Annotated in this window: 9 protein-coding genes, 1 pseudogene and 1 riboswitch; of the genes and pseudogenes, 4 read left to right on the top strand and 6 right to left on the bottom strand. The window is 39.9% G+C overall.

Annotation, left to right across the window (positions count from 1 at the left end; all coding sequences use genetic code 11):
- Positions 1-331 precede the first annotated feature (331 nt).
- Positions 332-697, top strand: coding sequence for an ATP-binding protein (locus tag C7B62_RS16345; RefSeq protein ID WP_106238948.1), 366 nt, complete (start codon positions 332-334; stop codon positions 695-697).
- A 30-nt stretch (positions 698-727) separates the two neighbouring features.
- Here the strand turns inward: C7B62_RS16345 and C7B62_RS16340 are convergent, their stop codons facing one another.
- The 6 genes and pseudogenes from C7B62_RS16340 to C7B62_RS16315 all read right to left on the bottom strand — a co-directional run bounded on the left by C7B62_RS16340 (position 728) and on the right by C7B62_RS16315 (position 9032).
- Positions 728-2407, bottom strand: a complete 1680-nt coding sequence (locus C7B62_RS16340; protein WP_106238944.1) for an alpha-keto acid decarboxylase family protein — start codon at positions 2405-2407, stop codon at positions 728-730.
- 117 nt (positions 2408-2524) lie between these two features.
- Positions 2525-2764 (bottom strand): annotated as a pseudogene (locus C7B62_RS16335) (VOC family protein); the annotation flags it as partial.
- A 46-nt stretch (positions 2765-2810) separates the two neighbouring features.
- Positions 2811-4817: an amylo-alpha-1,6-glucosidase gene (locus C7B62_RS16330; RefSeq protein WP_106238941.1), complete on the bottom strand. Its 2007-nt coding sequence runs from the start codon at positions 4815-4817 to the stop codon at positions 2811-2813.
- 17 nt (positions 4818-4834) lie between these two features.
- Complete coding sequence (locus C7B62_RS16325) at positions 4835-5068, bottom strand: hypothetical protein (protein WP_106238937.1); 234 nt, start codon at positions 5066-5068, stop codon at positions 4835-4837.
- Positions 5055-5537 carry a GMC oxidoreductase gene (locus C7B62_RS16320; RefSeq protein ID WP_199194226.1) on the bottom strand — a complete coding sequence of 161 codons (483 nt, stop codon included), beginning with the start codon at positions 5535-5537 and terminating at the stop codon, positions 5055-5057. The genes C7B62_RS16325 and C7B62_RS16320 overlap by 14 nt, the downstream gene beginning before the upstream one ends.
- A 348-nt stretch (positions 5538-5885) precedes the next feature.
- Positions 5886-9032 carry an alkaline phosphatase gene (locus C7B62_RS16315; RefSeq protein ID WP_106238934.1) on the bottom strand — a complete coding sequence of 1049 codons (3147 nt, stop codon included), beginning with the start codon at positions 9030-9032 and terminating at the stop codon, positions 5886-5888.
- 549 nt (positions 9033-9581) lie between these two features.
- Between C7B62_RS16315 and C7B62_RS16310 the strand changes: the two genes are divergently transcribed.
- From C7B62_RS16310 to C7B62_RS16300, 3 genes are all read left to right on the top strand, one after another.
- Complete coding sequence (locus tag C7B62_RS16310) at positions 9582-10442, top strand: alpha/beta fold hydrolase (RefSeq protein WP_106238930.1); 861 nt, start codon at positions 9582-9584, stop codon at positions 10440-10442.
- A gap of 89 nt (positions 10443-10531) precedes the next feature.
- A riboswitch (guanidine-I (ykkC/yxkD leader) is annotated at positions 10532-10672 on the top strand.
- 73 nt (positions 10673-10745) lie between these two features.
- The gene (locus C7B62_RS16305) at positions 10746-11939 is read left to right on the top strand and encodes an agmatinase family protein (RefSeq protein ID WP_106238927.1); all 1194 of its coding nucleotides are present in this window, start codon (positions 10746-10748) and stop codon (positions 11937-11939) included.
- Positions 11940-11957: 18 nt separating this feature from the next.
- Positions 11958-12725, top strand: coding sequence for a class I SAM-dependent methyltransferase (locus C7B62_RS16300; protein ID WP_106238924.1), 768 nt, complete (start codon positions 11958-11960; stop codon positions 12723-12725).
- Positions 12726-12735 lie beyond the last annotated feature (10 nt).

Genomic DNA, 12735 nt, shown 5'->3' with positions numbered 1-12735 from the left:
AACAAGTAACAAGTAACAAGTAGCAAGTAACAAGTAACAAGTAACAAGTAACAAGTAACAAGTAACAAGTAACAAGTAACAAGTAACAAGTAACAAGTAACAAGTAACAAGTAACAAGTAACAAGTAACAAGTAACAAGTAACAAGTAACAAGTAAAATTCACCATCATCATTAATACAAAGTAACCATAGGGAAATTAATTAAAATGACTATAGTAAGTAGCAAATAAGATTTGACCTTATTATCAATACAAAACTACCATAAGGAAATTAATTGGAATGACTATATGTGAGGTAGTGGAGTAGTGGAGTAGTGGAGATAGGGGAGAAAAATAAAAATCCGTTATTTTATATTTAATTTCACCCAGCTACTTAAGTTAAAACAAGTGCTAATTAATTTAACTACCAATGCCTTTGAAGCTATCGACGAAGGTGAAACCGTAACCATTCAAGTCACCACAGAAATCATGGGAAAAGTCTGCATTCAAGTTCATAATGGTGGCAAGCCAATTCCCCCAGAAGTATTATCAAATTTAACAACACCTTTCTACACAACCAAATCTCAGGGCAATGGTTTAGGATTAGCGATCGTCAAACGGATTGTCGAGGCTCATGACGGAGAGTTGAGTATCGAGTCATCTTCTATAGTTGGTACTCAAGTAACAGTAAAATTACCTTATTTCCCCCCTAAAACTTAAATTCCTCTAAACCCCGTTACCATTTAATGTTCACTGGTCACTGTAATCGAGCGATCGCTTTTCTTTGATGGCTTTTCCCAATCGTTTGACCCCCAGGGAATAGTCGAGACGATCTAAATGAATTTCAATTAAAGAAAGGCGATCGCTTAGTAATTTGGCTTTTTCTAGAGCTTGTTCTAATTCTCCTTCAGTTTTGACCTCACAACTCCAACTATTACCAAAAATTTCAGGAAGTTGGTGATATTTCCAAGGTTGAATATCGTTATAAGAACCTTCATGAATGGCTCGTTCAATACTGTAACCGTCGTTGTTAATTAAAAAGAATATAGGATTGAGTTGATGTCTGATAATGGTAGATAACTCCTGACAAGACATTTGAAACGCTCCATCACCTACTAAAACAATTGGTCGGCGTTGGGGTGCGGCGATCGCTGCTCCTAAACAGGCAGGAACGGCATAACCGATAGAAGTATATAATGCTTGTCCAATATATTCTGTATTGCCATAAAGTACCAAATCGATGGTGGCAATTAAAGCATCTCCAGTTTCAGCAATTACGATTGATTCTCCTGGCAATTCAGAGATAAAACGATTAATACGATTATAAAATCTGATATTAGTCAGTTTTTGCGCTTTTTTAAGCTCAAATTTTTTAGATAAGCCATTTTTTGCTGGTTGAATATCTAATAGTTCGGATTGCTTAAACTGAAGCTTGTCGGTTAAACCCGTCATGAAAGCGGGTAGAGATACAGGATGATAAAAGTGATGTTTGATTTTAACTTTGTCAGAGTTAGCATTAATCAGTTTAGTTTCGGGCAATTGAGCGGTAAAACCACCCAAGTTAATATCTGACATAAAAGCCCCCAAGCATAAAATACAGTCGGCGGTTTCGACTCTCTGGCGGACGTATTCCTGACTTAAAGTTCCTGCATAACTACCAATAAATTGGGGATGCATTTCCGAGAGGATAGATTTACCTAATAAAGTTGTGGCAAAAGGATATCCTGTTTGATCGAGTAAATTGCTCAGTAAGTTGGCAATACCATAACGATGTAGTTCTACTCCTGCCAAAATCACTGGACGCTGAGATTTTTCCAATAGTTCAATAGCTTCTTCTACCGCTTCAGATAAAGCTTGCTGATCGATAATTGGACTGGGAGGTAGTTCTGGTGTTTCCGATACGGGACAGGGTAAATTCACCATATCAGAAGGAATTTCTATATATACAGGTCTGCGCTCTCGCAAACAAGCAGCTATAGTCAGGTCGATTTGTCTGGCTGCTTGAGTGGGACTGGTAATTCGGACGGCGGCTACAGTAATTTTTTCAAATATTTCTAATTGCAGATTGTAATCTACTGCGGTGTGATGAAGCAAGAGGTTTTGTCTTTGTTGAGTAGTAGAAGGCGCACCGCTAATTACTATAGTTGGTACTAATTCAGCATAAGCTCCTGCGATCGCATTAACTAAACTCAGTCCGCCGACATTATAGGTAACGCAAACTACACTAACTCCATTAATTCGAGCATAAGCATCAGCAGCATAACCTGCATTGAGTTCGTTACAAGTAGCAATTAACTGAAGATTATTTTGCAGCAAGACATCCATTAAATCTAAGACATAATCCCCTACTACACCAAAAATTTGATTGATGCCAATTTCCTGTAAGCGTTTAGCTAAATATTCTCCGACGGTTAGTAAATCTTGTGGCATTGTTTTACTTTGCTCTATAGTCTGCTAATAGCTATCTGCTTTAGTGTAACGATTCAAATTAAATGGGATTGTATTTCTGGTTTCAATTTAGGAATATTAGTTATGAATTAACTACTTGTCTGCATTGACTGATAAAATCGCAGTATGATCGATACCTAGAAATAACTTGTCTGTAGGATTTTGCCATTTCGGATCGCCTTTATCCGCAGGAAAATGAATGATCTTAAGATTATGTCCATCAGGATCGCGGAAGTAAAATGCTTCAATTCCTGCTGCTGCTATCAGGTATGCTGGTAAACGTTGGGGTGCTGTAGAAACGTGCTGTACTTTATGTTTTCTTAAATACTGATAAGCTTGAGATAAGCATTTTATTAATTGCTTTTTCATGAGGACTGAATAATTATTAGAACAATTTATGATTAGTCAATAGCCATCCTCTTAGCACTTCTGCTACACTCCAAGCCTGGGCAAAACAACCTCTGGGAACAAAGGGTACATCCCCATCAAAAATCTCGCTGATGCTGCCAACACAAGCATCCCGTAAATGATCGGCTATTGGTAAAAGAAAACTACGAGCTAGTTCAGGATTGTTATAAACTTGCAGATGAGCCTGTACAAAATGACCGATCAACCAACCCCAAGTAGTTCCCTGATGATAACTACCATCTCTTTGTAATTGATTTCCGCCATAGATTCCCACATAATTGGCGTGTTCGGTTGATAAAGATCGCAATCCATAAGAAGTCAGTAATTTTTGTCCTACCTTATCTACTATCATCTTTTGTTGTGCGTATTGTAGGGGCGCAAGCCTTGCGCCCAAACCCATTACAGGTAATGACACGGCGAAAATTTGATTAGAGCGAAAGCTGGGATCGTTGCCATTAGGAGAATCAATTACGTCGTAACAATAACCACCCTCTTCGTACCAAAATTTCGAGAAATGCGATCGCGTTTTATCTACCATTTCCTGATATTTACTGGCAGATTTACTTAAAGTTGCGGAAAAATACACCATGCAAGTTAAAGCATTATACCAAAGGGCATTTGCTTCAATTGGCTTTCCAATACGGGGTGTAACTACCCAATCTCCCACTTTGGCATCCATCCAAGTAAGCTGTACCCCCGTTTCGCCAGCATAGAGTAACCCGTCATCATCCATCTTGATGTTGTAGCGAGTACCTTTGATGTGCCAGTCGATAATTTCAGTCAGTAAAGGGAATAATTCAGCCAGTAATTCTCGATCTCCTGTAGCATCATAGTAGACACGGATTGCTTCAAAGTACCACAAAGTTGCATCTACAGTATTGTATTCGGGAGTTTCTCCTGCATCAGGAAAGACATTGGGTAACATTCCCCGATCTACATACTTAGCAAAAGTGCGCAGAATAGTTTTGGCAATATCATAACGCCCTGTAGCGATCGTTAATCCTGGTAAAGCAATCATGGTATCTCTCCCCCAATCAGTAAACCAAGGGTAGCCCGCAATAATTGTTTTTCCTTCAGGGTTATCGGTTAACGGGCGATTTACAATAAATTGATCTGCTGCTAAAACTAGCAGTTCAATCCATTTTGGTGCAGTTTCCAGTTTATTCTGAGAATAGAAAAGATTAATTAATTTTTGTTCTTGCTGATGTTTTTCCTGCTCATCATCTCTCCATGATTCTTTTGTACTGGCAGCAATAGTTATGGAATCTCCTGGCTGTAAGGTAAGATTGCCAATGGCAGCAAGCAGATGATCTTCCGTATCATCTAAGCCTCGATATTTTTCTACTGCTAAAGCAAAATTTCGATACCAAGTATTATTAATTGACCAACTAAAGTTATGGTTTTGGCTGTTTTGCATCGGTAATAAATATAAACTGGCAGCATCAGTAAAAGCTTTAATCTCTAAACCCTTCTCTTTATAAGGAGCGATCGCAAAAAGCGATTTACCTTCAGTTTTGCCGTGATGATCGCGATAGTTCACTAAGGCTTTGAGGGATAAAGTTAGAGGCTGACTACCTCTTTGGTAGCTGTAGTGAATATAGGTAGTATTTTTTCCTTGCTGCATCCAGATTCGTTTTTCTAATAGTCCATCAGCAAAAGCAAAATTCCAAACAGGGATTGTCCCATCTAAATAAAAACTTTCTATATTTAGATATCCTTGGGGTGCAATGCTATCTGCCCAAAAATTAGCGGCTAAATCGTAAAATTGCCCGTTATAATTAACAGTCTCGTCTAGTTTTGTTAATAGTAAAGTTCTGGCTACAGGGGGTTTTAATGCCCCGATCAGTAAACCATGATAGCGTCTAGTTAGTACACCAGATATTGTTCCTGAAGCATAACCACCAATACCATTGGTAACTAGCCATTCTCGCGATCTGGCAACTGCCAAATTATTACATACTTCCCGTCCAAACTTGAGATTCATGATTTGTATCCTAATTATTAATAATTTTTTTGACTCGCAATGATGATTATTTCTTCGCAACAACAATGCTTACAAATACAAGGTGTTTCACTATTTGGACAAAGCTTACCGCAAAGAACTTGAGGGCGTTTAGGGTATTTAAGATAGATTTCGGCAGCTAAGAACATTCCTAAAGGTGGGGCAAAATAATCAAGCCAAAATGCTGTCCAAATATCCGCAGGAAAAGCAGAAGCAAAACTACAAACTAACATCGACTACATAGAGATTCTCGACATCATGGGTGCGACAATCAAGATTGAAAACCGAGGTTTTGGGATCTTCGCCAAAGCGACAAGTACCGCATTGATGGGCAACACCTTGTAGGGGAATGCGTTTGCGAAAATAGAGAGAACAGGGTAAAATGCGATCGCCACACTCAATGGATTTTAATACTTCTGTCCAACGATTTAACAGGCGATCAAAGGTTTGAGTATTATTATCGACATAATCGAGAGAAATCTTACCGTTTTGAATCGTAACTCGGTTATTAGGATCTGGTAAATCTTCGGCAGTTAACCACCAATCTACAGAGCGTTTAGCTACTTCTTCTAAGGCTAATCCTGGGGCAAATACAGGGGCATCTAACAGTAGGGCGATCGCTTCATGAGCAGAAGTAAAAGGTAAAGAAAGCTCCGCAGCCCCAGGAATATATAAAGTAAGCAGTTTTGCTACCCAAGGCAATAACTAGCTTGCCATATTCGTAGTTTTGTCCCGACTCTAAAATAATCTGGCGTTGATGTAAATTAATGATGAGCTTTTCCTCAAGGGAATCTTGGCATGACCCTAAGAGATGAACTTTATTCATCTCTTAGGTCAACTAGCTTTGCATCCTGGGCGTTTAGCTTTGGTCTATGTTATGTGATATGTAGCTAATTCTATTTATCAGAAAGTTCGTGGGTTGTTAGTCAGCCATCGCAGCTTTTTCCTCAAACAATAGAGAACATTTTCCTTTCAAAATGAGAATTGCTGGCTCAATAAGATGAGGTTGCTTACATTGTGTATTTTTACCAAGACTAAAGTTAACTCTAGCTAAGCAAAAACAAAATTGTCTGCATTTAAACTGTCAGCATTCACATTTTCGAGAATCGCTAAGTTTTTCTCACCATTAGCAATTAAAGCATCTCCATTATTATCGGTAATACTCAAGTCCTCAAAGCTAACACCCAAGCCAGCAATACCAAGAACATCAACCCCAGACTCAAAATCGGTAATGATATTAGCTGATTCGGGAAATTGCCCGTCAGCAAGCCAAAATTGGTCTGCGCCTTCGCCTCCAGTAATTTGATTATCACCGCCATTAGTCACGAAGAAACGATCTACACCTTCAGCACCTACAAGAATATCCCCTCTACCTAAAATAGCCAGATCATCACCAGCATCCAGATTGATACGGTTGTTACCCTCGCCACTAATAGCAGCATTGACTAGATCGTTACCTTCAGCAGCAAAAAATAATTTACCACTTCCCTCCAGTTCAACAATATCGATATCTGTAGTACCAAATAAGGTTTCAAAACTAGTATCTTCTTCGCCACTAGCTTCTGCTTCTGGTTCAACTCCAAATAAAGTCTGGTACATAATACTGTACATATCAGTGTTATCTACCGTACTTTCTAATAGGTCTGAGTTTAAACCATAAGCTTTAGAAACAATGCTACCAGCAACATCATCAGTAGTAGCATAAGCAAGACCAAAATCGAAATTATCGCCGTCTGCATCAGGTGCGCCCGTGGTAAAAGGGGCAGTGTCGTTACCTGTCGTGCCATCTAAGGGAACTTGAACACCATCAGCATCCTCACCAAAAGAGACAGTTTTTGATTGGACGTTAATATCTTCTACAGTTTCGCTGTCCGCATCGACATCAATTACTTCTAAACCACCAGCATCGCTATCCGCAGCAGTCAACACCAAAGTATTAGGGTCAACATTGTTAACAAAATCTTGAGCTACACCAATAGCTTCGTCAGCCCGTAAAGTAGCCTCAACGCTTCCTGCACCATTGTTATCGTTAGAAAAGTTATCCGAACCTTCCTCCTCCATAACAACCATAAAGCCATCTTCAGCGTTGGCGAACTTATCCAAACCTAGAGTTTTATCGAGCATTTCGGCAACAGTAGGGGGATTTTCATTTCCTGGTTGTCCGTAGAGAACTAGTTCGCCATTTTCATCAACAAAACCTTCCTCTTTTAAGGTCGCTTCGTTTTCGTCGTTGTAAGTATCTTCGGCCGCAAAAACCCCCAGGACTTTTTCAGCGTCAGCAGGTAAATTGGCTAATTCTTCGCGAGAATAAACAACAGTATAACCCTTGGCTTCCGCTTCGGCGATTAAGTTGCGCCCATCTTCGCGAATACCTTCTTCCCCAAAACGTCCCACTGTGCCTTTAGGTAGATAGTGAATTTCACCACCACCCATAATTACATCTGCACCAGACTCAACGATTTCGGCGGTAATTTCCGTAACATTGTCACGGTTTTCAGCATCGGAGAGAAATACACCAGTACCAGGTTCAGCAATAAAACCAGAATTAATGACTGCAGTTGGTTTACCAGCCGCGATCGCCTCTTCCATAACAGTCGTGCCTGATTCACCTGAAAGGGACGTGTAAGGGTTACCCTCTTGGTCTAAACCGTAACTATCAGCATGAGGCTTAATTCCGAAAGCATGGGCTGTCGCACCAGCATTAGAAGTAGCAGTAATTTGGTCATCTAAATGTCCGAGATAAACTCCTGCATCGGTCATGTTGTCCCAGTTTAATCTGCCATCTGTGCCTTCCGAAGCAATTCGCGCCGCAGCATAATGAGAGGGACTTGTACCATCTGGGTGAATAAAGATCACATTTCCTGTATCTTCAGTAGGTTCAGGGGCAGGTTTAATCTCATCAGGCACACCTTCAGGGGGTTCTAACTCTACATCAAAGAGAGTTTTATACATCAAACTATAAATGCCTGTATTGTCTACAGTACTGGGAAGTTCTTCGGCATTTAAACCATAGGTTTTAGAGACAATACTACCTGCGAAATCGGGAGTACCAGCCCACTGAACACCGTAGTCAAAAGTGTCACCGTCAGCATCGGGTGCGCCAGTTGTAAACGGGGCGGTATCGTTACCAGTTGTGCCATCATAGGGAACTTCTGTGTCAAAAGGAGGTTGCACTTCGGTAGCACCTACTGTTTCCCCTTCAACATCGTTGACTTCCAAACCCCCTCCATCGCTATCAGCAGCCGTCACTAACAATGTATTGGGATTAACATGATCAATATAGTCCTGGGCAACACCGATCGCTTCATCTGCTCTTAATACTGCTTCAGTTGTTCCCGCCGCATTATTATTATTCCCAAAGTTGTCTGTGCCTTCTTCTTCCAAGACGACAAACATACCTTTTTCATTCTGGCTGAAAGTATTTAAACCCAGAGTTGCTTCTAACATTTGAGCAACAGTCGGCGGATTTTCATTACCAGGTTGACCGTAGGAAATTAAATTACCCTCTGCATCCACCAAGCCTGCTTGTTTTAAAGCTTCTTCGGGCAGGTCGTTATAAGTATCTTCGGCTGCAAAAATCCCTAGAACTTTTTCCGTATCGGCAGGAAGATTTTGTAATTCTTCTAAAGTATAAACTACCGTATACCCCATGTCTTCAGCTTCTTGAATCAGGTTGCGTCCATCTTCACGGATACCTTCTTCCCCAAAACGTCCGACTGTACCTTTAGGTAAATAATGAATTTCACCCCCACCCAAGATCGCGTTAGTACCAGACTCGACTATTTCAGCAGTAATTGTAGCAACGTCATCACGACTTTCAGCATCAGCTAAAAATACCCCCGTACCAGGTTCAGCAATAAAGCCAGAATTAATCACAGCTGTCGCTTTGCCTTGGGCGATCGCCTCTTCCATAATGGTCGTACCTGATTGACCTGAAAGAGATGTATAAGGATTTCCCTCTTCGTCTAGACCATAGCTACCTGCGTAAGGCTTAATACCGTAAGCATGGGCGACCGCACCAGCATTAGAAGTAGCCACAATTTGGTCGTCTAAATGTCCGAGATAAACCCCTGCATTAGTCATCTCATCCCAGTTTAATCTGCCATCTGGCCCTTCAGAGGCTAAACGTCCTGCTGCATAGTGTGAAGGACTTGCACCGTCTGGATGAATAAAAATTACGCTATTGTTTTCGCTCATGATCTGTTAATTTTTTAGCTAATATTTAGCAATAAGGACTATTTGAGGTATATAAATCTGAAGGAAGCGTAAAATCGTCAAATATACCAATTGCCAGCGCAATTTCTTAATCTGCCAAAATTGCTTTGAGGGACATTGAAAGTAATGAGACCTCAATTCATCAATTCAAAATTGACAAACCACTATGGGAATATTGGATATTGAGAATTATTATTGTTCTTGATAAAATCTTGATATTTTTAGATTAAGTAAAAGTAATTCTTGGTTTAAATGTTTTTTAGGGTGTAATTAACAAGAATTTGCTGTAATTTTTATATTCTTGGCTTGAAGCGATCGCGAAACTAGCCGAAGGCATCGCTTTTGGATCATAAAACACCTCGATCCAGAAGCAAAAAAAACTACGGTTTTCAAAATAGACGCGGTTTAAATTGGTATTATTTATCTTTTCTGCTAAATATTTGTGAGTAAATTAGATTTAACTGATCTCATCTCTCTCATCCTTTATACGGTATGCTTCCTCAAAGAGTTAATTATAAAAATAAACAATAAATGTCTATTAAAACAGATAAGATCCAGGTTGGAGAATTCCAGTGGTTTTATCGTCAAACTGAAATAGAGAGCGATAAGCCGAAGGGCATAGCTACGCAACGTACTCCCCTTCTTTTTCTACATGGTTTACCTGCCCATAGCTACACTTGGGAGAAATTAATGACCCTGTTGGTAGCAGAAAATATTCCTAGCATTGCCCCCGACTGGATCGGCTCAGGATTTTCCGATAAACCTGATAAGCGAAATTTTGCTTATACTCCCGCAGCATATCTAACAGGCTTAAGTGAATTTATTACAGCGATCAAGTTAGAAAAGTTTTATTTAGTTGTTCAAGGATTTTTAGCCTCTGTTGGCGTTCAGTATGCTATACAAAACCCAGAACAAATTACAGGCTTGATTATTCTCAATACGCCAATTACTTCTGGAGCAAAGCTGCCTTGGTCAATGAAGCAAATGACTTTTCCTGTGGTGGGGGACATGATGACTCAAGATCCTTTGTTGGTCGATCGCAATCTAGAAAAAGGTAGTGGTTTTGTGATCGAAGACAAAGACCTGAATATTCTGCGGAAACCTTTCTTGCAAAGCTCAAATGTTGGTCGAGCCTTAATGACAACCCTCAAACAATTACAGCTTGATACCGTAACCCCCGCCATAGAAGCAGGTTTGAAAAAATGGTCAAAACCCATTTTAATTATTTGGGGTGCAGCCGATAGCTGGCTCGATCTTGATGATGTTAAAAAGTTAGTAACTGCTAATTCAAAAATTACTCTAGTTGAGTTGCCGACAGCCAAACACTATCCCCAAGAACATTGGACTTCAGATATTGTTGGAGAAATTGTGCAGTTTTTTCGCTCTAATTAGTAGCCAAAAATAATAATTATTTGTGTGTTGGGTAACAACTTATACATTTTTTCTCGCAGCCAGCAGATAATCTAAACAGTAAGAAAATTTGCGATCGCTTCTAGGGTTCCGACTTATTAACAGTGGTAAGATTTACAGCAAGGTTAAAAAGTGCTGGTCCAAGAGAAGCAAGCCACCTAACAAGAATTTATTATTAGGTAGCTCCACGGCGGGACAAAAGCCCGGGAGGATTCGACGCTTGAAACACAGTGTTGAACTTCTCGGGTTTTTGCATTTGAGATAAACTTCCAGAGGAATAATTTAATGAGCGAACAATCTCCATTTCAGCCACCAAGTAGCGATGAAAATGGATACAGTAGTGAAGCAGAAAAAGCTTTAGCCAAAGAGCGTCAGCTACCGCTTACAGGTTGGCAGCAGGAGGTAGATAAAGGCTTGGATTACGGTTTGGAAGCAGCATCAAGTATTAAAGACCGAACTATTCCTACTTTTTCGAGGGGAGAATTACCTCACTATGCAGGGATTAATACTTTTTTAAAAGCTCCATATTTGGAGGATGTTAAGCAGGTAGGCAATTATGATGTAGCAATTATTGGTGTCCCTCACGATTCTGGGACGACCTATCGACCTGGTACTCGTTTTGGTCCTCAAGGTATTCGTAAAATTTCTGCTCTTTATACACCATACAACTTTGAACTGGGGGTAGATTTACGCGAACAGATTACTCTTTGTGATGTGGGAGATATATTTACTATTCCTGCCAATAATGAAAAATCTTTCGATCAGATTTCTAAAGGTATAGCTCACGTTTTTAGTTCTGGTGCGTTTCCCATTATCTTAGGAGGCGATCATTCCATTGGTTTTCCGACAGTTAGAGGAATTTGTCGTCATTTAGGAGATAAAAAAGTGGGGATTATTCACTTTGATCGTCATGTGGATACCCAAGAGACAGATTTAGATGAAAGAATGCATACTTGCCCTTGGTTTCATGCTACTAACATGGTTAATGCGCCAGCTAAAAATTTAGTCCAGTTAGGGATCGGCGGTTGGCAAGTACCACGACCTGGGGTTAAGGTATGTCGAGAAAGAGCGACTAATATTCTGACCGTTACCGATATTACGGAGATGGGTTTAGATGCAGCAGCCGATTTTGCCATAGAAAAAGCTACAGACGGTACGGATTGCGTGTGGATTAGTTTTGATATCGATTGCATCGATGCAGGTTTTGTGCCAGGTACAGGCTGGCCCGAACCAGGTGGCTTACTACCCCGTGAAGCTTTACATCTACTCAAAAAAATTGTTCAGAACACTACTGTCTGTGGAATAGAAGTTGTGGAAGTTTCTCCACCCTATGATGTGAGTGATATGACAGCGTTAATGGCAACTCGTGTCATCTGCGATACTATGGCACATCTGGTTGTTTCGGGACAATTACCTCGTACAGAAACCCCTACTTATATTCATGCTGAAGCTCAACAAGTAGATGAACCTTGGCAATAAAATGATGAGGGATAAATTATGAGTAATGAGCAACTTTATCAACTAAATCCTCAAGAGCGATTTAGCGATCGCGCTAAAGATTATGCTAAATATCGTCCTAGTTATCCATCTGAGGCGATTGATTGCATTTTAGAGCAACTAGGAGAGTCATTTCAGTTAATAGCTGCCGATATTGGTGCGGGAACGGGTATTTCTTCGAGATTGCTAGCCGATAGAGGAGTAAAAGTAATTGCGATCGAGCCTAATACAGCAATGAAACAAGCAGCCGAGTCACATCTTTTAGTTGAATTTGGCGATGGGAATGCTGAGGAGACAAAATTAGCTAACAACTCAGTAGATTTGGTTACTTGTTTTCAATCTTTTCACTGGTTTAATCCCGAACCAGTGTTACAAGAATTTGCCCGTATTCTTCAGCCAAAAGGAGTATTAGCCGTAGTCTGGAATAATCGCGATCGTGAAGATAATTTTACTTGTGAATACAGTCATTTAATTCAAGTTGCTTCTGACAATCAATCTGAACTGCGTTATGGCACTCAAAGATTTCTTCACGATCCAGAATTATTTGCTCCTGTTCGTCATGAAATTTTTCCCTATTACCAAGTATTAAATCGTGAAGCTTTAATTGGTAGAGCGATGAGTACTTCTTATATTCCCAAACAAGGAGAAATAGCAACTAAATTTATTCGAGATTTAGATCAATTATACGAGCAACACAAAAATACTAATAGTTTGGTTTATTTAAAATACAAAACTAGCGTTTATTTAGCATCCTTGTTAGTCAAGTAAGTAACGATAA

This window comes from Pleurocapsa sp. CCALA 161, from assembly GCF_003003995.1.
Lineage (GTDB): Bacteria > Cyanobacteriota > Cyanobacteriia > Cyanobacteriales > Xenococcaceae > Waterburya.
Note: the sequence above shows the minus strand (reverse complement) of the source record. Positions and strands in the feature narration are given on the sequence as shown.